Origin of the sequence: Actinopolymorpha cephalotaxi, from assembly GCF_013408535.1 — a bacterium.
In the GTDB taxonomy this organism is placed as follows: Bacteria; Actinomycetota; Actinomycetes; order Propionibacteriales; family Actinopolymorphaceae; genus Actinopolymorpha; species Actinopolymorpha cephalotaxi.
Map to the genome: position 1 here is coordinate 6,295,793 of NZ_JACBZA010000001.1, position 21,544 is coordinate 6,317,336.

The following is a 21,544-nucleotide window of genomic DNA, read 5'->3' on the forward strand; positions in this document are numbered from 1 at the left end:
CCGGCCCGGAAGCGGCCGCGGTGGGCACCGAGGCGCCCGCCGACCGTGGACCGTAGGGTCTGCATCCGTGGGCGCGCCGCCCCGGCCGGCGGAGGGCCTTCCTTCGCGGACACGGTGCGTGGCGGCCAGCCGACGTTGCGGTGACAATGCCGCGCGGGTCAGGTTGACTCGACGGTAACTCGCCGGGTCTGAAACCCTGTGCCGTGATGGCGGGGGCCTGTCGGGGTTCGGCGCCGTGAAGCGCAGGCGGAGTGTGGGAGGCCGGTCGGTGTTCAGGCGGATCGCAATCGTGAACCGCGGCGAGGCCGCGATGCGGCTGATCAACGCCGTACGCGAGCTCAACGCCGAGGGTGGCGAGCCGATCGAGACGGTGGCGCTCTACACCGACGTCGAGCGGACCGCGACGTTCGTACGCCAGGCAGACCTCGCCTACTCGCTGGGTCCGGCGTCCGCACGGCCCTACGTCGACCACGCGGTCCTCGAACGCGCCCTCCGTGACACCGGGGCCGACGCCGCGTGGGTGGGCTGGGGCTTCGTCGCGGAGCACCCGGCGTTCGCCGAGCTCTGCGAACGCCTCGGCGTCACCTTCATCGGGCCGACGCCGGAGGCGATGCGCCGGCTCGGCGACAAGATCGCCTCCAAGCTGGTGGCCGAGGAGGTCGGCGTTCCGGTCTCCCGGTGGAGCGGCGGCCCGGTCGAGACGCTGGACGCCGCCCTCGAGGCGGCGGACCGGATCGGCTACCCGCTGATGCTCAAGGCGGCCGCCGGCGGTGGTGGCCGGGGCATCCGGGTGATCATGTCCGGCGAGGACCTCAAGCAGGCGTACGACCGGACCCGCGACGAGGCCGAGCGCTCGTTCGGCAGTGGTGTGGTCTACCTCGAGCAGTTGGTGACCGGCGCGCGGCACGTCGAGGTGCAGGTGATCGCCGACGGTCAGGGCACCGCCTGGGCGCTCGGGGTGCGCGACTGTTCGGTGCAGCGCCGCAACCAGAAGGTGATCGAGGAGTCCGCCTCGCCGGTGCTGTCCGCGGAGCGGGCCGACCAGATCAAGGGCGCGGCGGAGCGGCTCGCGCTGGCGGTCGGCTACCGCGGCGCCGGGACGGTCGAGTTCCTCTACCGCCCGCAGGACGAGCTGCTGTCGTTCCTGGAGGTCAACACCCGGCTGCAGGTGGAGCACCCGGTCACCGAGCTGACCACCGACCTGGACCTGGTGAAGGCCCAGATCCGGATCGCCGCCGGCGGCAGGCTCGAGGGCGAGCGGCCGGCCGAGACGGGGCACGCGATCGAGGCGCGGCTGAACGCCGAGGACCCCGACCGTGACTTCGCGCCGTCGCCGGGCCGGATCGCGCTGCTCGACCTGCCGGCCGGTCCCGGCGTACGCGTGGACACCGGTTTCAGCGCCGGCGACACCATCCCGGCCGAGTTCGACTCGATGATCGCCAAGATCATCGCCTACGGACGGACTCGCGAGGAGGCGCTGGCGCGGCTGCGCCGGGCGGTGGGCGCCACCACGGTGGTCATCGAGGGCGGCGTCAGCAACAAGGGCTTCATCCTCGCGCTGCTGGACCAGCCGGAGGTGATCGACGGCAGCGCGGACACCGCCTGGATCGACCGCGTACGCGGGCAGGGCCGGCTGGTCTCGCACCGCCACTCCGGCGTCGGGTTGGTCGCGGCGGCGATCGAGGGGTACGAGGAGGCCAAGCAGGTCGAGCTCCGGCGGCTGCTGGAGACCGCGCACGGCGGCCGTCCGCAGGTGCAGCACGAGGTCGGCCGGGCGATCGACCTGGAGCTGCGCGGCGTCGCCTACCGCGTCACCGTCGCGCAGATCGGCCCGCACCGGTTCCGGGTCGGCGTCGGCAACGGCGACGAGCAGCACGTCGTCTACGGCGAGCTGGAGCGGTCCGGCACCTACGGCGCCCGGCTGACCGTGGACGGGCGGACGTTCCGGCTGGTCATCGCCACCCACGGCCCGGTGCACCTGGTCGAGGTGAACGGCGTCACCCACCGGGTCAGCCGGGGCGAGGGCGGGGTGCTGCGCTCACCGGCGCCGGCCCTGGTCGTCGCGACGCCGGTGGCGCCGGGCGCCGAGGTGGAGGCGGGCGCACCGGTGCTGGTGCTGGAGAGCATGAAGATGGAGACGGTGCTGTACGCGCCGTTCCGGGCCACCGTGCGGGAGCTCCTGGTCTCCGCCGGAAGCCAGGTCGAGACCAGTGCCCCGCTGATCCGGCTGGAGCCGGTCGCCGACGGCGCGTCGGCGGGGGCGGAGGGTGCACCGGCGGGCCTGCCGGGCGCCGCGGTGCCGGCCGTCGACCTGGACCTGCCCGAGGAGACCGTACGAAAGTCCGCCGGGGAACGCGCCGAACGCGGCTTGGCCGACCTGCGCAGCATGCTGCTCGGCTACGACGTGGACGCCCGGGACGAGGGCCAGATGCTGGCCGGCTACCTGACCGCCAGGGCAGAGCTCGCGGCGGCCGGGCAGGCGCCGATGTCGGCGGAGATCGAGCTGCTGCAGGTGTTCGCCGACTTCGCCGAGCTGAGCCGCAACCGGCCGGTGGGCGAGGAGGTCAGCACCGAGCACCGGGTGCACAGCCCCCGCGAGCACTTCCACACGTACCTCCAGAGTCTCGACCCCGAGCGCGGCGGCCTGCCGGAGGAGTTCCGCGCCCGGCTGGCCCGGGTGCTCGGGCACTACGGCGTGACCGACCTGGAGCGCAGCCCCGAGCTGGACGAGGCGGTGTTCCGCGTCTTCCTCGCCCAGCAGCGGTCGAGGCTGGACGTGCTGCTGGTCACGGCACTGCTGCAGGCGTGGAGCACCGAGCCGCTTCCGGCGGCCCCGCTGGACGCCCGCGTGCACGACGTACTGGAACGCCTCGTGCTCGCCACCCAGCTGCGTTTCCCGGTCGTCGGCGACCTGGCCCGGAGCGTGCGGTTCCGCTGGTTCGACCAGCCGCTGGTGGACGAGGAGCGGGCCGAGGTGGTGGCCGGGGTGGGCGCCGAGGTCGACTCGCTCGCGGCCGACCCGGACGCGCCCGACCGGCAGCAGCGGATCGAGGCGCTGGCGGCCATCCCCGAGCAGATCGTCGGGTTCCTCGTCCAGCGGCTGGAGCGCGGCTGGGCCGAGTGGGAGCCGATGCTCGAGGTGCTGATCCGCCGGCACTACCGCGAGTACGAGCTGCACGGGCTGAGCGAGCTGGCCGTGGAGGGGCGACCGTTCGCGTCGGCCGACTACTCGCTGGACGACCGGCCCACCCACCTGGTCAGCACGGTCGGCACGGTCGCCGAACTCGCCGACCCCGATGGCGCTCTGGTCCGGGCCCTCACCGCCCAGGTCGTCGCCCGGCCCGCCGGGCACGAGGCGGTGGTCGACCTCTACCTGTTCGGGCCGGAGACCCCGGAGGTGCAGCAGGAGGCGGCGGACGCGTTGCGCGAGCTGGTCGCCGCGCTGCCGCTGGGTCGTGGCGTACGCCGGATCACCCTCGCTGTCGCCCGTGGTGGCGAGAAGGCGGTGGAGTACTTCACGTACCGTCCGGCCGGCGCCTCCGTCGTCGAGGACGACAACGTGCGCGGTGTGCACCCCATGGTGGGCCGGCGGCTGAACCTCTGGCGGCTGCGTGACTTCCGGATAAACCGCCTGGAAGCGCCCGAGGGCGTGCTGCTCTACCACTGCGTGGCGCGGAACAACGACGCCGACCAGCGGCTGGTCGCGATGGCCCAGGTGCGCCAGTTCGCCGTCGTACGCGACGAGAACGGCCAGGTGACGTCGCTGCCGCACGTGGAGCGGGCGATCTCGAACTGCCTGGAGGCGATCCGCCGGGACCGCAGCGCACGGGGTACGGCCGGCGCCCGCCTGGACATGAACCACGTCTGGGTGCACATCTGGCCGGTCGTCGACGTGCAGGTCGAGGAGCTGACCGCGCTGCAGCGCAACATCGCGCCGCTCACGGTCGGCGCGGGCATCGAGGAGGTGCTGGCGCAGGGACGGGTCGAGCGCCCGGACGGCACAGTCGCGCCGGTGACGGCACGGTTCTTCTACCAGCCGGGCTCCGGGGTGGTCACCTCCGTGGAGGAGCGGACCACCGAGCGGCTCGAACCGCTCGACGACTACGCCCAGAAGGTCCTGCGTTCCCGCCGCCGCAACACCGTCTACCCGTACGAGCTGACCGACATGGTGGCCGGCCCCGGCGGCTCGGGGGTGGAGTACGACCTGGACGACGCAGGCGTCCTCATGCCGGTCGACCGGCCGCGCGGCCTGAACAAGGCGGCGATCATCGTCGGGGTGATCAGCACGCCGACGGCGCGCTGCCCCGAGGGCGTCACCCGGGTGGTGCTCAGCGGCGACCCGACCAAGGCGCTCGGTGCCCTGGCCGAGGCCGAGTGCATGCGGATCATCGCCGCGCTCGACCTGGCCGAGCGGATGGGGGTGCCGATCGAGTGGTACGCGCTGTCGGCCGGTGCGCGCATCTCGATGGACTCCGGCACCGAGAACATGGACTGGATCGCGGCGGCGCTGAAGCGGATCGTCGAGTTCACCCAGGCGGGCGGTGAGATCAACGTCGTCGTGGCCGGCATCAACGTCGGTGCCCAGCCGTACTGGAACGCCGAGGCGACGATGCTGATGCACACCAAGGGCATCCTGGTGATGACGCCGGACAGCGCGATGGTGCTCACCGGCAAGCAGTCGCTGGACTTCTCCGGCGGGGTGTCCGCGGAGGACAACTACGGCATCGGCGGCTACGACCGGGTGATGGGCCCGAACGGCCAGGCGCAGTACTGGGCGCCGGACCTGAAGAGCGCCCGCGACGTGCTGATGTCGCACTACGACCACACCTACGTCGTCCCGGGCGAGTCCGGGCCGAGGCGGTCGCACACGTCCGACCCGGTGGACCGGGACGTCACGACGTATCCGCACGACGCGCCGGGCAGCGACTTCCGTACGGTCGGCGACATCTTCTCCTCGGAAACCAACCCCGGCCGCAAGAAGCCGTTCGACATTCGTACGGTGATGCGCGCGGTGGCCGACCTGGACCACCCGGTGCTCGAACGCTGGGCCGGGATGGCCGACGCCGACACCGCCGTGGTGCAGGACGCCCGGCTCGGCGGGTACCCCGTCTGTCTGCTCGGGATCGAGTCGAAGTCCGTGCCCCGCAGGGGATTCCCGCCCACCGACGGACCGGACACCTACACCTCGGGCACGCTGTTCCCGCGGTCGTCGAAGAAGGTGGCCAGGGCGATCAACGCGGCCAGCGGGAACCGTCCGCTGGTGGTGCTGGCGAACCTGTCCGGCTTCGACGGGTCACCGGACTCGATGCGCAACCTGCAGTTGGAGTACGGCGCGGAGATCGGCCGGGCGGTCGTCAACTTCGACGGTCCGATCGTGTTCGCGGTGATCTCGCGCTACCACGGCGGGGCGTTCGTGGTGTTCTCCAAGGCGCTGAACCCGAACCTCACCGTGCTGGCGGTGGAGGGCTCGTTCGCGTCGGTGCTCGGTGGTGCGCCCGCCGCCGCGGTGGTGTTCGCGGCGGAGGTCGACGCTCGTACGGCGGCCGACTCCCGGGTGTCGGGCCTGGCCGCGCGGGTGTCCGCGGCGGTCGGCGCCGAACGCGCCGCGCTGGCGACGGAACTGGCGGAGGTACGCACCGCCGTCCGGGCCGAGAAGCTGGGCGAGGTCGCGGCCGGGTTCGACCGGGTGCACAGCATCCAGCGGGCCGTCGAGGTCGGCTCGGTCGACGCGGTGATCGGCGCGACCGAGCTGCGGCCCCGGCTGATCGAGGCCATCGAACGCGGCCTCGGCACCTCGAGCTGACCCGCCCGGATTCTTCCGCGGAAGAATCCGGCTGAGCCGAACGATTCTTCCGCGGAAGAATCGTGGCGGCCTCAGGCGTCGGCTGGTTGGCTGCGGTTGGCGAGGATGCCGGCGATGTCCTGGTGGTTCAGGTAGACGACGACGCTCCACCCGTCGCCGGCGCGGCGGAGCAGGTAGGTGGCGTGCAGAGTGAGTGGCTCGGCGTTCGGGTCGCCGAACTCCACGTCCCAGTGCGTCTCCACGAGGACGTGCTGGTCGTCGAGCGTACGGATGTCGAGATCACGAAGCCGGTTGCCGGACGCGCCGACGGAGCCGAACATCTCGGCCCGCTTGGGAAGGACGGCCCTCAGCTGGTCGCGGGTCACGACGGTGGCCCTGGCCGGATCGAGGCTGAGGAACTGTTCGTGAAAGAGGTCGGCGCCGCCGATGTCGAACCGCTCGAAGAACTCCCGAAGTTCCTTGTGCAGGGCAGGCGTGGTCACTGGTCCTCCGCGTGAACGAGTGCGTGTGCGACGGTCGCCGCCGACTGCCGTACGATAACAGCCGCGACAGTAACTGTCACGACAATCACTATAGGAGCGAGCGTCATGCCCAGCCCCGGAGTCCAGGCAACGGGCCTCATCGTCCGGCTCGCCCGCGAACTACGGACCGCCCTGGACCAGCGCTTCGCCGCCTTCGGCCTGACGTCGCAGCAGGCCGGCCTCCTCGTCCACGTCTTCACCGGGCAGTCGAGTCCGCGCGCGCTAGCTGACCTGCTCGGCACGGACACCGCCGGCATCACCCGGCTCGTCGACCGGCTGGAAGCCAAGAAGCTCGTCCGGCGCGTACCCGACCCGGCCGACCGTCGTGCCGTCGTGGTCGAGCTCACCAGAGCCGGACGTTCGCTGATCCCCAAGCTTCCGCCGGTCTTCGAGGCCGTCGCCGCGGACCTGACCCGGGGCGTCGACCCGGCCGAGGCCGCCGCTCTTCTCCAGGCGATGCTCGCCAACCTCACCGACCAGGACCCGGACTGATCTCGGCGGCGGTTGGAGGTCGACCCCGCGCTGTCCGAAGTGTTGAGCGCAACGGTGGTCAGAGCCCCCGTCGCTCTTCACGCTTCTCGAGTGTGCTCTGTCGGCTGATGCGCGACACGTATCCGCCAGCTGATGTGCGACATCTGGAATGCACTGATCTGCCGATGTGCGGACGTTCGAATCTTGTGGCGGGGTGCAGAGCGTCGGACGTATTCTCCTCGCGTGACTTCGCTATCCGTCCTGAAGCGTGTCGCAGCGATACTCGCGGCCTATGAGTCGCGGTCGATCGATGCAGACGAACTCCACGGGCGGCTGCTCAAGGCCCTTCACGCAAGCGGATCCGATGCCACTCTGCTCGACTTGATGAATTCAATTGACGAGGCCTCGGACCTGGGCCGGAACGAACGGGAGGACATCGCTTGGGCGGCGGCTAGGTTCTGGCGCCGAACAGCCGAGATTCCCTAGACGCACTCTCATGCCGCGATCCGCGCGCCAACTCTGGTCGATGAGCGGCTGATTGGTCGCAGCGACGTGACAGCATCTCGGCATGGCAGACGGGTACGAGACGGGCCGACCAACCGACGAGATTCCGTCGGGCATCAGGACCCGCGATGAGTTCGGCGAGTACCTACTGCGTGTCCTGGACGACTACCGAGAGACAGGAGCTGCAGAGTGGACGAACAGCACCTTGGAGCACTTCCTCGACGGGCTCGCGGCGTTCGCGTTGGCACGGGTCAACGATCAGACAGAGAGGGAAGAGCCCACTTGGCAGTTGTTCGCTGAGAGCATTGCTGCCGCCTCCGGCTACGAGTAGCGGGACCGCTCGCTCATGCTGCGATCCGCGGTCATGCCGATGAGCGGTAATCGGCACTACGCTCGCCGCGTGATCCGGGATCTGGTGCGCGACAAGGCCAAGGCCTTGCCCACCGATGCAAATGCAGCCCACGTGACCGCCCTGCGAGTGTGGCACTGCAACTACTGGTCACTCGCTCCCCTGGAGCAGTACCCCAACCTGCGCACCCTCGTGGTCGCCAGCTACCCGGACTCAGACGTCCAAGCCCTAGCGGCGCTCGCAGGGTTGGAGTACCTCTCGCTCCTGCATATGCCACACGTGCGGGACCTGGCGCCGCTGGAGGGGCTGAGGCATCTGCGCACCGTCCGGCTGGCTACGTCACCCGGCTGGGACTCATCGGGGAAGGTGACCGTCGTCGATTCCCTGCAACCACTGGCGAACCTGCCCGGGTTGAAGCACCTGGAACTGTTTGGGATCCAACCTGCGAGCAGGTCCTTGCAGGAACTGGAGAGCGCACCCGAGCTGGTCAGCCTGCGGGCCTCGAAGTACCCCGCAGAGGAGCCCCGGCGCTTCTACATGGCAACCGGCGTGACCGATGCCATTGCCCCGTCCCCTGGCGTTGCTGACTGGAGCTGATACCCACTCTGTGCCGCGATCCGCGCCCGATCGTGCCGAATTGAGGACGTTGGCCACGGCGGTCGATGCGTACCGATAGTCCGACTGAGTGGCCGCGAGATCGCTACATTGCTCACGTGCCACCCTGCTTCGACGTCTACGTCTGGGTCCACACGGAGGACCGGCCCGGCGTGCTCGCGCGCTTTATCGACAGCTACGTCGATGGCCATAGTCCCAGGGAGCCGCGCTTCGGCGCGTTCGTGCGCACGTACGTTCAGGAGGCGCCGAGTCCAGGCGATCAGGAGGGCCTCGTCGATCTCCGCAGACAGCCACCACGGGACAGAGGCTTGACCCTGTACCTGGGCGCGAAGCACCACTACGAGGCAATCATCACGATCACGGAGGAAGGGGACCTTGTACTGGGCCTCGGCCTCGATGACCCCGACAACTCGCCCGAGGTTTGGAAGCGCGGAGCAGCTCTCATGGCTTCCCTGCGTGCCGAGTTCAACGCACACGGCGGAGTGGCGGGAGTCGAGTTACCGCCTCCCCAATCAGCGTTGGAGTGGGCGGACGAGGCCATGGTGCAGGTTCGGCAGGGAACGAGCCCCTGAAACGTCCGCTTCCGCCGCCGATAGGAAAGTTCAGGCGTCCAGGGTCGCGCCAAACTAGCCTCTGCCCATGAGTGAAGGATTCCGGGTCGAAGGGGTCTGGCGGCCGATTGAATACGCCGAAGCGTGGGCGGGGTTCGACGCTCGCTTCGACTTCAAGCCGGACTACTACGAACGTGCTGTGCCTGCCATCCGGCTGCCCGACGGCTGTGTTGTGATCGACCTCGCTCCTGTCTTTGCTCACGAGGGCGCTCGGTTCGCGTCCGGTGAAGCGGCGATCACTGCGGCCGCCCTCCGGAACTTTGTTTGGTTCACCGACGAGGAGGAGTTGACCGCGCTGGACTGGCAGCACACCCCATACCGCTACTCGCCGGCCGCGCACGCTCTCGCGAACGTCGGATGGCCCGTCCCGGTGTTCCCGAACGGCGACTACTACGTCCACACCACGTCGGACCTGCGGTGGGGCACGTTCGGACACCCGTGGCAGCAGTCGCTGACCGTCTGGGGTGAAGAGTTGGTGCGCACCCTCGGGACTGAACTGTTGACCTGGCTACCACGGCACACGCAGAGCCCATAAACGTACGGATCTGCCGCATTCCGCGCGCTCACGCGTTGAAGCGCCGTCGGCCTTCTGCTTCCCATTCAGCGCGGTACTGATCGAACGAAGCAGGAGCCGAAGTCCCCGGGTTGTCGTCATTCCCGAACTCAAAGCCACAGTTGGGGCAGACCTCATACGAGGGAGACCCCAACGCGACTTCGTACGGGGGTACGAGGTCCACACCGGCCGGCGGCGGCCAGATGGCGTACGGCGGTGCTGTCAGTTCTCGTGAACCGCAGACCGGGCATTCGATCACGTGACAAGCCTGCCCCACGTAGCGTCCACGGGACCCACCCACATGCCGCTATCCGCGCTCTCGCTCTGTCGCACATCACCCGGCGTACGACCGTCGGGTGTCGGCCACCCAGACGAGTCGGCCCCTGTCTTTGACGCAGTAGATGCTTGACGGAGCTGTGCCAGTACTCGCTGACGTTTCGCCACGGCTCAGGTCGCGACCAATGCATCTCGGAGTCGGCTCGCGAACGCAAGCAACTGGGCGAATGCCTCGAGGTCCTCGGGCGTGACTTCGCGTCTCGGTTCTTCGCCCAGGCTCTCAAGGGCTGCATCCAGGACGATGCAAGAGGCCCCGTCCGCCCGCGCTCGGGAGTCTCGAAGTGCTGGAGCTGCCGACAGCTTGGTGAGCGTGACTGCTGACGCGGCGAGCGGCGGCGCTGTAAGTGAGCCCTCTGCTGTCATCTCGTACGTCCAGGCGACGATCTCGCCGTGCCCCGCCTCCTCGCCGAACCGGCGCGCGGTACGACGGGAGACCTCGGCCGCCGAACGGATGCCCAGGTCGTACTCCAGGCAACCGATCAGCAACGCGAGCCATCCGGCGACGATGAGGAGTTCGGTGTGGGCGCGCAGTCCGACCGGTTCGCGGAGGATGCGGCGCAGGTGGCCGAGCCAGTGGAGCGCGTCGGTGCGGAGGTCGCGGGCGTCGCGGTAGGAGTACTGGCAGCACAGCTCGGTGACGACGCTCTGCAGTGATTCCAGAGTTGCCGGGCCGGCATCGAACGCCCGAAGGCGGCCGACGAGCTCGGAGGCCCGGCACGGGGTCGGCTCGGTCGTCATGCCGTCATTCTCGGTGATGTCGATCCCGCCGCTCCTCGTTCGAAGAAGGGGCAGAACGCCGATGAGTTCGGGCCGCGGGTGCGGTCAGACTGGGCGTACACCCGAACACCGCGTACATCCACTCTCGCGGCACCACGATCAAGGAGCACTTCGATGCGGAAGATCACCGCTGGTCTGTTCATCTCGCTGGACGGGGTCATCGAGGACCCGCAGGACTGGCACTTCCCGTACTTCAACGACGAGATGGGCGCCGCCGTCGACGCCCAGCTCGGCGCCTCCGACACGCTGCTGATCGGCCGGGTGACCTACGACAGCTTCGCCGGCGCGTGGCCGGACCGCGAGGAGGCCGGCGGGGAGGACGCACCGTTCGCCAAGAAGCTCGGCGACGCGCGCAAGGTCGTCGTGTCCCGGCAGGACCTCGACTTCACCTGGCGCAACTCCGAGGTGCTGAAGGGCGAGCTGGTCGAGGCCGTCACCGCGCTGAAGAACGAGCCGGGCGGCGACATCGGGATGAGCGGGTCGGTCTCCGTCGTACGCCAACTGCTGGCCGCCGGCCTCCTCGACGAGCTGCACCTGCTGGTCCACCCGATCGCGGTCCGCAAGGGCGCGCGGCTGTTCGAGGACGCGGACACCCCGCTCCCGCTGCGGCTGCTGTCGTCGACGACGTTCAGCACGGGCGTACTCCACCTCGTCTACACCAACGACGACTCCGCTCCCGAGGGCACCTACGAGGACGCGAAGACGCAGCTGCCCCAGGACTGACGAAGCAGGACCGTGGCCGGCCGGGACGTCGAGAAGTACGGACGTCCCGGCCGGTCGCTGTGCGTACTCCCCGGCATACTCCCGTGCGCGATCCGGGCAGACTCCCGTGCGCGATCCGGGCCGAAAGTCCCCAATCGGCGACCAAGACTTGATTGATTCAAGAGAATCCGCCAGACTCGGCCACGTGCCGACCCCCGCGGACTTCGAGCGCATGCTCCGCGACGCCGCCCTCCGGGTGACGCGTCCGCGGGTGGCGGTGCTGTCCGCGGTGCACGACCTTCCGCACGCCGACACCGACTCGATCATCGGTGCCGTACGGAAGAACCTCGGCGTCGTCTCCCACCAGGCCGTCTACGACGTACTCCACGCGCTCACCGCCGTGGGCCTGGTGCGCCGCATCCAGCCGCTCGGCTCGGTGGCGCGATACGAGGCGAGGGTGGGCGACAACCACCACCACATCGTCTGCCGGTCGTGCGGCGCCATCGCCGACGTCGACTGCGCGGTGGGCGAGACGCCCTGCCTGACGGCGGCCGACGACTCGGGGTACGAGATCGACGAGGCCGAGGTCATCTACTGGGGCAGATGTCCTGAGTGTGTGGCGATCAGCAACCAGCAAGGCGACCAGCAAGCAGCCGGCGCAAAGTGACAGCGAGACGGGAGAAGGACAGACGTGTCTGACCATGCCAGCGAGAGTGAGAACCCAGCAATCCCCTCCCCGACTCCGAAGACGGACCGGCCGAGGACGATCCAGGACTGGTGGCCCGACGCGCTGGACCTGAAGGTTCTGGCGCCGAACTCGGAACGCACCAGCCCGATGGGCCCGGACTTCGACTACGCGGAGGAGTTCAAGACCCTCGACCTCGAGGAGCTCAAGCGGGACGTCGTCGAGGTGATGACGAACTCCCAGGACTGGTGGCCCGCGGACTACGGCCACTACGGCCCGCTGTTCATCCGGATGAGTTGGCACTCCGCGGGCACCTACCGCATCGCCGACGGTCGCGGCGGTGGCGGCGCCGGCGCCCAGCGGTTCGCGCCGCTCAACAGCTGGCCCGACAACGCCAGCCTGGACAAGGCCCGCCGGCTGCTGTGGCCGGTGAAGCAGAAGTACGGCCGCAAGATCTCCTGGGCCGACCTGCTGGTCTTCACCGGCAACTGCGCCCTGGAGTCGATGGGTTTCAAGACGTTCGGGTTCGGCTTCGGGCGTGAGGACATCTACGCGCCCGAGGAGATCTTCTGGGGTCCAGAGGACACCTGGCTCGGCGACGAGCGCTACAGCGGCGACCGGGAGCTGTCCGGCGCGCTGGGCGCGGTCCAGATGGGCCTGATCTACGTCAACCCCGAGGGCCCGAACAGCAACCCGGACCCGATCGCGGCCGCCAGGGACATCCGCGAGACGTTCGCCCGGATGGCGATGAACGACGAGGAGACGGTCGCGCTGATCGCCGGCGGTCACTCGTTCGGCAAGACCCACGGCGCGGGCCCCGCCGACAGCGTCGGCCCCGAGCCGGAGGCGGCGCCCATCGAGCAGCAGGGCCTGGGGTGGAAGAGCACCTACGGCACCGGCAAGGGCGGGGACGCGATCACCAGCGGCCTCGAGGTCGTCTGGACCAGCACGCCGACCAAGTGGAGCATGGGGTTCTTCAAGAACCTCTTCGAGTTCGAGTGGGAGCTCTCGCAGAGCCCGGCCGGCGCGCACCAGTGGGTCGCGAAGGACGCCGAGGCGACCATCCCGGACCCGCACGACCCGTCGAAGAAGCGTCGCCCGACGATGCTGACCACCGACCTGGCGCTGCGGTTCGACCCGGTGTACGAGCGGATCTCCCGCCGGTTCCTGGAGAACCCCGAGGAGTTCGCGCTCGCGTTCGCCAAGGCCTGGTACAAGCTGCTGCACCGTGACATGGGCCCGGTCTCGCGTTACCTCGGCCCGTGGGTGGCCGAGCCGCAGCTGTGGCAGGACCCGGTGCCCGCGGTCGACCACGAGCTGGTCGGCGCCGACGACATCGCCGCGCTCAAGGCGAAGCTCCTCGACTCCGGCCTGTCCACCTCCCAGCTGGTCTCCACCGCGTGGTCGGCGGCGGCCAGCTTCCGCGGCACCGACAAGCGCGGCGGCGCCAACGGCGGCCGCCTTCGCCTCGCGCCGCAGAAGGACTGGGAGGTCAACAGCCCGGCCGAGCTGTCCAAGGTGCTGCCGGTTCTCGAACAGATCCAGCAGGACTTCAACAGCGCGCAGTCCGGTGGCAAGAAGATCTCGCTGGCCGACCTGATCGTCCTGGGTGGCTCCGCGGCTGTCGAGAAGGCGGCGAAGAACGCCGGCTACGACATCACGGTGCCGTTCGCGCCCGGGCGTACCGACGCCTCGCAGGAGGAGACCGACGTGGAGTCGTTCTCCGTACTGGAGCCGAAGGCCGACGGGTTCCGCAACTACCTGCGCGAGGGCGAGAAGTTGTCGCCGGAGACGCTGTTGCTCGAGCGGGCGTACATGCTGAACCTCAGCCCGCCGGAGATGGCTGTTCTGGTCGGCGGTCTGCGGGCGCTGAACGCCAACCACGGGCAGACCCGGCACGGCGTCCTCACCGACCGGCCTGGTGTGCTGACGAACGACTTCTTCGCCAACCTGCTCACCATGGCCACCGAGTGGAAGCCGTCGGAGTCGGCGGAGAACGTCTACGAGGGCAGGGACCGCGCCACCGGTGAGGTCAAGTGGACGGCCACCGCCGTCGACCTCATCTTCGGCGCCAACGCCCAGCTCCGTGGCATCTCCGAGGTCTACGCGGCCGACGACGCCAAGGAGAAGTTCGCCCGTGACTTCGTGGCGGCCTGGGACAAGGTCATGAACCTCGACCGGTTCGAGCTGCGCTGATCTCCGACCAGAACAAGGCGTTGCAGAGAGGTCCAGGTCGGCCGGATCATCGGCCGGCCTGGACCTCTGTCGTCGTTGAAGTGTGGAGACTTAGGGGGGTTATAGGCCCCGTAAGCCTCCACGCTTCAACGAAAACGATCGGACCGAGCCGCAAGCGTGAAGTTTCGTGGGGGTTCTGACCACCCGGAACGTTCACGCTTCGCTCGCGCGGGCAGGTCACGTCGCGTCGCGGCTACCAAGCCGTCGGCCAGCAACATGCCTTAGCTGGTGGTCCACAGTGCTCGGGCGGCGGGGACGCTGCCGGCCACGAGCAGCCCGATGGCGACGGCGCCGACCGCGACCGGGTTGCCCGGGAGGACGAACATCGCCATCGTCAGTGGGCTGCTGGCGACCATCGCCCAGGCCGCCCATGCCGGAACGACCCTGGCCCGCCGCAGTGCGATCCCGAGCAGGACGTACGCCGCCAGGTGGCCGACGATGTAGACGATCAGGTACGCGTTCATCAGCGGTCCGTACGCGAACGCGTCGTACAGCCTGCCGTAGGAAGAGCTGCCGGGCATCCGGGCCATGGCGACCGCGGCGGCGTCGAGCGCGGTCAGGGCCGAGAGCGGGATCCACCCGACGACGCCGGCCAGCCCGCCGAGGGCGGACAGCCACGGCGTACGCGCCCAGGACAGCCGGGCGAGTCCGACGATGCTCACCGGAAGCAGAAAGCTCGCGGCGAAGAACGCGATCAGGTGTGCGGTGTTGGTGGCAGGGTCGGCGGCCAGGTTCGCGGCGACGGTCTGCCCGCCGTCGGTGTGCATCGACGGCGGTGCCAGCAGACCGCCGAGCCAGAAGCACAGCGGGCCACCGACGACCGACGCCGCGGTGAGTCGGTGGAGCAGGCGCTGTGGACGAGAGGACGTTGAGGTGGCGGCGGTGGTGGCGGTGGCGGCGAGAGCGAAGGACATGACCGGACCTCCCGAGGTGGAGTTCGACGCGCCATCACCGTACGAACGCCCGCCCGCGGCCGGAAACCTCCGACGGTGGGACCTCGGTGTCCCCCCGTGGGGGTACCTGGGCTGCCGGCACCTGGTGGTTCGTTCGCTACTGCGCTCCGATCATGATGTCGAGCTGGGTGTAGGAGTGCGGCGGGAACTCGTACTGCACAAGGCCCGAGCCGGTGCTGGTGTGCTCGGTGACCGTCACCGCGTCGGGCCGGTCGAAGGAGTTGCGGAGGTCCACGTCGTCACCGGTGACGACCCGGGCGACCACCCGCCCGGACGGCGCGGCGTCCGCGACCTCCAGCGTCGCCTTGACGGGCTCGTCGAGTGACCGGTTGACGACCGAGACCACGACCCGGCTCCGGTCGGAGTCGCGGGTGGCCGCCACGTCCAGCAGTGGGAATGGTCCCAGGTCGGCGATGCGGTGCGCGGCGTCGCGTGCGTCGGTGTGCTCAACCGTGTCGCAGTCGACGTGTACGTCCAGCGCGACGTCCTGGGTGTGCTCGGCCGCCAGCCGCAGTGGGTGGTAGATCGTCTGCAGGAACAGGCCGTTCTCGTCGGTGAAGATCGGCGCGATGACGTTGACCATCTGCGCGAGGTTGGCGATCCGCACCGACTGGCACTGTCGTACGAACGCGTTGAGGTACGTCGCCACCGCGAGCGCGTCCGCCAGGGAGTAGTGCTCGTCCCGGTTGGCGCGGCCGGCGAACCAGACGTTCCACTCGTCGTAGGCCACGTGCACGGGCCGGTCGACCTGCTGCAGGTGGCGTGCCCGGTCGATCAACGTCTGGCAGGTCCGCAGCGCACGCTCGACCTGGTGGGGTTCGAGCACGTTGGTCCAGTAGTCGTCGGACCCGGTGTAGATGTGGATGCTGTGGAAGTCGACGTGCTTCACCAGGCCGTCGATGACGATCCGGTCCCACTCCGACCAGCCGTCCTGTCCACAGGAGACGAGCACGATCTCCGGATCGAGCCGGCGCAGCGCCTTCGCCCAGCGCACGGCCTTCGCGACGTACTCCTCGGCGGACAGGCTGCCGATCTGCCAGTCGCCCCACATCTCGTTGCCGAGACCCCAGTAGCGGACGGCGTACGGCTCCTCGCGGCCGTTCTGTCTCCGGCGGTCGGCCCAGTAGGTGTCTCCGGAGCCGTTGCAGTACTCCACCCAGGCGAGGGCCTCGTCGAGCGTGCCGGTCCCCATGTTGAGGCAGAGGTAGGGCTCGGTGCCGAGCTCGCGGCAGTACGTCATGAACTCGTCGGTGCCGAAGTGGTTCGGCTCGACGGTGTTCCACGCCAGGTCGGGCCGGCGCGGCCGCTCGCCTCGCGGGCCGATGCCGTCCGCCCAGTGGTAACCGCTGACGAAGTTGCCGCCGGGCCAACGCAACAGAGGCATTCGGAGGTCCTTGGCCGCCCCGAGGACGTCACGCCGGAAGCCGTTGCCGTCGGAGAGCGGTGAACCCTCCTCGTAGATGCCACCGTAGACACAACGTCCGAGATGCTCGACGAAGCCACCGAAGATGCGCCGGTCGACGTTGCCGAGGGTGCGGTCGAGGTCGATCCTGATCGATGTCACCGATCCTCCTTTGGGTGCCGGTGATAGCGCGGAGCTATGCGGGGCGAGGGGTGGAGGCGTGCGGTGAAAGCTTAAGCCAGCGCGGCAATGCCCTGCGTGCGCTGGGATCTCCGCGTACGTCGAGGTCGCCGGAACGCAGCGCCGCGGTCCAGGTGAGGTCTCCGCGCCACACCTGCGTGAGCGTACGCAGAGAGGTCTCGACGGTGACGAGTACGTCGAAGCCGGGGTCGTGGTCGCAGACGTCCACGCCGTCGGTGGTGATGACCAGCCACCAGTCGCGGGGCGCGTCGGTGACGTCGGGGAAGCTGAACTTCAGCACTGTCCGGGAGTCCGGGACCGCGTCGTAGGCGAGGTTGCGGTGGATGTCCCACATCAGCAGGTGCGGGTCGAGGTCGGCGTCGCCGAGTTCGGGGACCCAGCGGATACCCCACCGGCCGAGCGCGTCGATGACGGGTTCGAGCTCCCGGCCCGCCGGGGTCAGCTCGTAGGTGATCCGGTTGCCGGCCTGGCGGCGTTCGACCACGCCTGCCCTCACCAGGGTGTTCAGCCGCTTGGACAGCAGTGCCGGCGACATCCGGGGGACGCCGCGCCGCAACGCGTTGAAGTGCCGGCTGCCGGCCACGAGTTCGCGAACGACCAGCAGCGTCCAGCGTTCGTCCAGCAACTCCATGGCCTTGGCGACGGGGCAGAACTGCCCGTAGCTGGTCGGCATGGCCGTACTCCTTCCGCCGATGCCGTCGAGGGTAGGTGTTGCGAGCCCGCCCTCGGGAGCGCAATGCCGGTACAGAAGTTGTACTGCCCAGGTACAGACCGAGTACTGGGGGCGGGCCCGCGCCGGACCGGACGATCGTGTCGACGGCATACCGGCGTACGAAAGGCACGATCATGAGCATCCCGACCGTCCAGGCAACCGAGCAGACTCCCGGGCAGACTCCCGGGACGACCACCACGCAGCCCACCCTCGCCGAGCAGGCGCCCGTGCTGTTGTCCAGGATCGCCGGATATGTCGCGCACCGCACGGTGGTGATCGGCCTGCGGGCCGGGCTGCTGAGCGCCGTGGCCGACCGGCCCGGCATCGGCGCGGACGAACTCGCCGCCGGCCTGGGCCTGGACCCGTTCTACGTCTCGGTGTGGTGCCGGAGCGCGTTCGCGGCCGGGATCCTCGCCCGCAGCGGCGACGGCGACGGCGACGGCGGGTTCGAGCTCGAACCCCACCTGGACACCCTGCTCCTCGACACCTCCTCACCCGCCTACCTCGGCGACGTGTTCCTCGTCTGCGACGCACCGGAGATGTTCGGCCGGTTCGAGGAGAACCTCGCCAGTGGTCGGCGGATGTGGTGGGACGACACGACTCCGGACTGGATCAACGGGGTCGCCGGTGCCGGCACGCCGTTCTACACCCGGCTGATCCCGGCGGGGTTGGCGCACGTGCCCGGCCTGGCCGAACGGCTCACCGACGGCTGCCGCATCGTCGACACCGCGTGCGGGTCCGGTGTGGGACTGGTCCGGCTGGCGGCCACCTACCCGAACTGCACCGTGGTCGGCGTCGACGGTGACCGGCACTCGGTCGAGCTGGCCCGCGAGCGGATCCGCGCCGCGGGGCTGGAGGACCGCGTCCGGTTGGTGTGCAGTCCGCTGGAGGACATGGTCCTGGACGAGCGGGCCGGGCTGGTGGTCAACAACATCTCGATGCACGAGTGCCGGGACGCCGACCTGGTCACCCGAAACGTCGCCGCCGCGCTCGAACCCGGCGGCTGGTTCGTGATCTCGGACTTCCCGTTCCCGGACTCCGACGCCGGGCTGCGGAGCCCGCCCGGTCAGGTGATGTGTGGCATCCAGTTCTTCGAGGCGCAGATCGACGACCAGCTCGTACCCCGGTCGACGTACGACGAACTCCTTGCCCGGCACGGTTTCACCCACATCGGTTCGGTGCAGCTGACGCCGATGCACGCGCTCACCTACGGGCAGGTGCCTGCGGCTGGTTCGGGCGGGTGAGCTGTCGCGCGGCGCCGGCCAGGACCTGGTACGACCTCCACACGTTGGCCGGCGTCGCGTCCGGGTTTGCGGCCACGTCGAAGTGTTCGCCGTTGTCCGGTGCGAACACGGTCGGCGGGTCGTTCTCCGCCTCGGGGAAGGCCCGGGTCGGCGCCGGCGTGACGCGTCCGACGAGCCGCCAGTACAACCAGCCCGCGCAGGAGCTGTCCGCGGCGATCGCCTCCACCCACGAGCGCAGCGCCTCGGGCTGGTCCTCGTGCAGGGAACTGTAGGAGAACTCCTGCAAAACAATGGGTTTTCCGGCCTGGCGCGCTGTCTCACCGTGCCGGTGGATCAGCTCGACGACCTGGGCGGGAGTGAGGCCGTGGTAGTCCGGATAGGTGTGCCAGGTGCCGAAGTCGATGGTGGGGATCGCGAGCTCGCGGCCGGGATCGACGAAGCTGGATCGGTCGTAGAAGCCCTCGCCGCCCACGCACACCAGGTGGTTGGCGTCGATCGACTTCACGTACGCCGACATCCGCGAGATCCAGTCTTCCGACAGCGGCGTGCCGTCGGGTGTCAACCTGGTGTTGTCGGCCTCCGGCTCGTTCATCAGGTCCCAGGCGAAGACGGCCGGCTCGTCCTTGTAGGCCCGGCTGTTGTAGTCGGGCAGGAACCACCGGCACACCTGCTGGACTCCGCCGGCCCACTGCCAGAAGTCGATCAGCGCGATGTCGAGCTTGAGGCCGAGCCGCTCGGCCTTCCAGATCACGTAGTCCCAGCGGCCGAGGCCGTTCACTGCGCTGTCGTTGAATGCCCAGGTGCCGCGACCCGCGTCCCACGACATCAGGTAGGTGCCGTGCATGCCCATGTTCGAGGCGTCGGCGGTGCTCTGCCAGTTCCAGGTGGACGGCACCGACCCGTCGGGCGACCCGATCACCGAGTGCAGGATGGTCCGTACGACACTCGCGCCGGACCGCTTGGCGGTCTCGAGCACGTCGTCGACCTCGGCCCGCGTACCCCAGCCGAGGTAGTGGTTGTTGAAGCCGGCGACGGCGAACGGCCTGCCGTTGTGGGTGAAACGTGTTCCGTCCGTACCGACGAACGGGCTCTGCCGGGCGGCGCGCGCCGGCGACGCGCTGCCCAGCAGGGCGGCGGCCGGAACGGCGGCCGAGGCCTTCAACAGGGTGCGTCGGCGGGGGAACTCACTCGACGGCCCACGATGCGCTGGAGTCTTCGCTGGAGACACAGTCCCACACGGTCCGGTCCGGCACGGATCCCGTCAAGAGTGGGGGCGGCACGTCGGCCGATGGCGGCCGAAGACGTCCGATGGCGGCCGATGGCGGCCGATCCCGACCGGGTGCGCCGAGGCTGCTCGACAAGCGGCCGACGGCTCCGGTAGGTGGTGCGGAATGACAACGAGCAGCGACGTCGGCGGCGACTTCGAGGGAGACCTGGCCGAGCTGTCCCGCCGGCTGCGGGACGGAACGACCACGTCGGCGAAGCTCACCGCCGCGGCCCTGGAACGCGTCGAGGCCGCCAACCCGCACCTGAACGCCGTCGTCACCCTGCTCGCCGACGGTGCCATGCGGGACGCCGAGGCCGCCGACGCGGAACTACAGGCCGGGCACTGGCGGGGCCCGCTGCACGGGATCCCGTTCGGGGTGAAGGACATCTTCGACACCGCCGGAGTCCGGACCACCGTCGGCTCGGAGTTCTTCCGCGACCGGGTGCCGGACGAGGACGCCGACGTCGTACGCCGGGTCCGCGACGCCGGTGCGGTGGTGATCGGAAAGCTGCACACCCACGAGTTCGCGTTCGGGCCGAGCGGGGACGCCTCCTGCTTCGGTCCCGTACGCAATCCGCACGACCCCGGCAGGATGGCCGGCGGGTCCAGCGGCGGCTCGGCCGTCGCGGTGGCCACCGGCATGTGTGCCGCCGCGCTCGGCAGCGACTCCGGCGGCTCGGTCCGGATCCCGGCGGCGCTGTGCGGCGTGGTGGGGATGAAACCGACGTACGGCCGGATCAGCCGGTACGGCGCCTTCCCGCTGTCGTGGACCCTCGACCACATCGGCCCGCTCACCCGGACGGTCGGCGACAACGCCCGCGTCCTCGGGGTGCTGTGCGGGTACGACGACCGGGACCCGGACTCGCTACGGCGCGACGACGAGGACTTCACCCGCGAGCTGGACTTCGGCGTCCGCGGGCTCACGGTCGGCGTCCCCGACGGCTACTACTTCGACCACCTCGACCCCGAGGTCGACCGCCTGGTGCGGGCCGCGATCGGCACGCTGGCCGACCTCGGCGCGACCGTCCGGCCGGTCAGCCTCCCCGGCCTCCCGGGCCTTCCCGATCTCGCCGCGCTCCGGGACGCGCACCGGACCGTCATCAGCGTCGAGGCGTACGCGATCCACCGGGAGCGGCTGGACGCGAGCCCGGAACTGTTCGATCCGATCGTGCGGCAGCGGCTGCTCGACGGGAGCGCGATCGAGGGCTGGGAGTACGCCGAGGCGCTGCGGCTGCTGGGGGAGTCGCGGCGCACCTTCACCCGGCTCATGGCCGCGGGCGGGGTGAACGGGGTGGACGCCCTGGCCACGCCGAGTGTCGCGGTCACCGCCCCGCGGCTGGGCCAGGTCGACACCGACGCGGCGGGCGTCGAGGAGACGGTGCGCTGGGCGCTGACCCGGCTTGCCGTACCGACGAACGTGACCGGAACCCCCAGCCTGTCCGTACCCTGCGGCCTCTCCCGCGACGGCCTGCCGGTCGGCCTGCAGCTCAGCGGTCCGGCGTGGAGCGAGGCCCGCCTCTACCGGATCGGACGTGCCCTGGAGACCGGCCTCGGCCGGGCGCCCGGCAGTGGTTGATCCTGGGCTACTTGGGGCGACACTGTC

17 protein-coding genes are annotated in these 21,544 nt (G+C 69.8%); 11 read left to right on the forward strand and 6 right to left on the reverse strand.

Annotated elements, in window-relative coordinates:
• Positions 1 to 268 precede the first annotated feature (268 nt).
• Entirely contained in the window at positions 269 to 5,803 is a 5,535-nt protein-coding gene (locus tag FHR37_RS28040) for an ATP-binding protein (RefSeq protein WP_092889746.1), read from the forward strand.
• Between the two features lie 71 nt (positions 5,804 to 5,874).
• Here the strand turns inward: FHR37_RS28040 and FHR37_RS28045 are convergent, their stop codons facing one another.
• On the reverse strand, positions 5,875 to 6,285 hold the full coding sequence (locus tag FHR37_RS28045) for a Cif family virulence factor (RefSeq protein WP_092889566.1): 411 nt from the start codon (positions 6,283 to 6,285) through the stop codon (positions 5,875 to 5,877).
• Positions 6,286 to 6,390: 105 nt separating this feature from the next.
• Between FHR37_RS28045 and FHR37_RS28050 the strand changes: the two genes are divergently transcribed.
• The 5 genes from FHR37_RS28050 (at position 6,391) to FHR37_RS28070 (ending at position 9,409) form a co-directional block, all read left to right on the forward strand.
• Entirely contained in the window at positions 6,391 to 6,816 is a 426-nt protein-coding gene (locus FHR37_RS28050; RefSeq protein ID WP_092889562.1) for a MarR family winged helix-turn-helix transcriptional regulator, read from the forward strand.
• A gap of 547 nt (positions 6,817 to 7,363) precedes the next feature.
• Complete coding sequence (locus tag FHR37_RS28055; protein ID WP_092889556.1) at positions 7,364 to 7,630, forward strand: DUF7660 family protein; 267 nt, start codon at positions 7,364 to 7,366, stop codon at positions 7,628 to 7,630.
• Positions 7,631 to 7,699: 69 nt separating this feature from the next.
• Positions 7,700 to 8,245 (forward strand): leucine-rich repeat domain-containing protein, encoded by a 546-nt coding sequence (locus FHR37_RS28060; protein ID WP_202884572.1) that lies wholly within the window; start codon positions 7,700 to 7,702, stop codon positions 8,243 to 8,245.
• 116 nt (positions 8,246 to 8,361) lie between these two features.
• Positions 8,362 to 8,835 carry a hypothetical protein gene (locus FHR37_RS28065; RefSeq protein WP_092890563.1) on the forward strand — a complete coding sequence of 158 codons (474 nt, stop codon included), beginning with the start codon at positions 8,362 to 8,364 and terminating at the stop codon, positions 8,833 to 8,835.
• A 67-nt stretch (positions 8,836 to 8,902) separates the two neighbouring features.
• Positions 8,903 to 9,409: a DUF2716 domain-containing protein gene (locus tag FHR37_RS28070; protein WP_092890566.1), complete on the forward strand. Its 507-nt coding sequence runs from the start codon at positions 8,903 to 8,905 to the stop codon at positions 9,407 to 9,409.
• A gap of 465 nt (positions 9,410 to 9,874) precedes the next feature.
• Here the strand turns inward: FHR37_RS28070 and FHR37_RS28075 are convergent, their stop codons facing one another.
• Complete coding sequence (locus FHR37_RS28075; RefSeq protein WP_092890569.1) at positions 9,875 to 10,501, reverse strand: hypothetical protein; 627 nt, start codon at positions 10,499 to 10,501, stop codon at positions 9,875 to 9,877.
• A 153-nt stretch (positions 10,502 to 10,654) separates the two neighbouring features.
• Between FHR37_RS28075 and FHR37_RS28080 the strand changes: the two genes are divergently transcribed.
• The 3 genes from FHR37_RS28080 (at position 10,655) to katG (ending at position 14,123) form a co-directional block, all read left to right on the forward strand.
• Positions 10,655 to 11,263 (forward strand): dihydrofolate reductase family protein, encoded by a 609-nt coding sequence (locus FHR37_RS28080; protein WP_092890572.1) that lies wholly within the window; start codon positions 10,655 to 10,657, stop codon positions 11,261 to 11,263.
• A 211-nt stretch (positions 11,264 to 11,474) separates the two neighbouring features.
• Positions 11,475 to 11,909: a Fur family transcriptional regulator gene (locus FHR37_RS28085; RefSeq protein WP_175542859.1), complete on the forward strand. Its 435-nt coding sequence runs from the start codon at positions 11,475 to 11,477 to the stop codon at positions 11,907 to 11,909.
• A gap of 24 nt (positions 11,910 to 11,933) precedes the next feature.
• A complete protein-coding gene (gene katG / locus FHR37_RS28090) occupies positions 11,934 to 14,123 on the forward strand; it encodes a catalase/peroxidase HPI (RefSeq protein ID WP_092890577.1) in 2,190 nt (729 codons plus the stop codon).
• 260 nt (positions 14,124 to 14,383) lie between these two features.
• Here katG and FHR37_RS28095 read toward each other — a convergent pair whose 3' ends face one another.
• From FHR37_RS28095 to FHR37_RS28105, 3 genes are all read right to left on the reverse strand, one after another.
• Positions 14,384 to 15,076 carry a hypothetical protein gene (locus FHR37_RS28095; RefSeq protein WP_092890580.1) on the reverse strand — a complete coding sequence of 231 codons (693 nt, stop codon included), beginning with the start codon at positions 15,074 to 15,076 and terminating at the stop codon, positions 14,384 to 14,386.
• A 136-nt stretch (positions 15,077 to 15,212) separates the two neighbouring features.
• Positions 15,213 to 16,679, reverse strand: coding sequence for an alpha-N-arabinofuranosidase (locus FHR37_RS28100; protein ID WP_092890584.1), 1,467 nt, complete (start codon positions 16,677 to 16,679; stop codon positions 15,213 to 15,215).
• A gap of 34 nt (positions 16,680 to 16,713) precedes the next feature.
• On the reverse strand, positions 16,714 to 17,391 hold the full coding sequence (locus FHR37_RS28105) for a winged helix-turn-helix transcriptional regulator (RefSeq protein ID WP_092890587.1): 678 nt from the start codon (positions 17,389 to 17,391) through the stop codon (positions 16,714 to 16,716).
• Between the two features lie 173 nt (positions 17,392 to 17,564).
• Between FHR37_RS28105 and FHR37_RS28110 the strand changes: the two genes are divergently transcribed.
• Positions 17,565 to 18,674: a class I SAM-dependent methyltransferase gene (locus tag FHR37_RS28110; protein WP_092890590.1), complete on the forward strand. Its 1,110-nt coding sequence runs from the start codon at positions 17,565 to 17,567 to the stop codon at positions 18,672 to 18,674.
• Here the strand turns inward: FHR37_RS28110 and FHR37_RS28115 are convergent.
• Entirely contained in the window at positions 18,634 to 19,836 is a 1,203-nt protein-coding gene (locus FHR37_RS28115) for a cellulase family glycosylhydrolase (protein ID WP_175542856.1), read from the reverse strand. The genes FHR37_RS28110 and FHR37_RS28115 overlap by 41 nt on opposite strands.
• 229 nt (positions 19,837 to 20,065) lie before the next feature.
• Here FHR37_RS28115 and FHR37_RS28120 point away from each other — a divergent pair, with 229 nt between their 5' ends.
• Positions 20,066 to 21,517, forward strand: coding sequence for an amidase (locus tag FHR37_RS28120; protein WP_092890596.1), 1,452 nt, complete (start codon positions 20,066 to 20,068; stop codon positions 21,515 to 21,517).
• Positions 21,518 to 21,544: the final 27 nt, after the last annotated feature.

Excerpts from the sequence above, each read along its gene's own strand:
- FHR37_RS28085 (WP_175542859.1), top strand. The coding sequence starts at position 11,475 with ATGCTCCGCGACGCCGCCCTCCGGGTGACGCGTCCGCGGGTGGCGGTG.
- FHR37_RS28050 (WP_092889562.1), top strand. The coding sequence starts at position 6,391 with ATGCCCAGCCCCGGAGTCCAGGCAACGGGCCTCATCGTCCGGCTCGCC.
- FHR37_RS28110 (WP_092890590.1), top strand. The coding sequence starts at position 17,565 with ATGAGCATCCCGACCGTCCAGGCAACCGAGCAGACTCCCGGGCAGACT.
- FHR37_RS28105 (WP_092890587.1), bottom strand. The coding sequence starts at position 17,391 with ATGCCGACCAGCTACGGGCAGTTCTGCCCCGTCGCCAAGGCCATGGAG.
- FHR37_RS28075 (WP_092890569.1), bottom strand. The coding sequence starts at position 10,501 with ATGACGACCGAGCCGACCCCGTGCCGGGCCTCCGAGCTCGTCGGCCGC.
- FHR37_RS28120 (WP_092890596.1), top strand. The coding sequence starts at position 20,066 with ATGACAACGAGCAGCGACGTCGGCGGCGACTTCGAGGGAGACCTGGCC.
- FHR37_RS28055 (WP_092889556.1), top strand. The coding sequence starts at position 7,364 with ATGGCAGACGGGTACGAGACGGGCCGACCAACCGACGAGATTCCGTCG.
- FHR37_RS28095 (WP_092890580.1), bottom strand. The coding sequence starts at position 15,076 with ATGTCCTTCGCTCTCGCCGCCACCGCCACCACCGCCGCCACCTCAACG.
- FHR37_RS28080 (WP_092890572.1), top strand. The coding sequence starts at position 10,655 with ATGCGGAAGATCACCGCTGGTCTGTTCATCTCGCTGGACGGGGTCATC.
- FHR37_RS28070 (WP_092890566.1), top strand. The coding sequence starts at position 8,903 with ATGAGTGAAGGATTCCGGGTCGAAGGGGTCTGGCGGCCGATTGAATAC.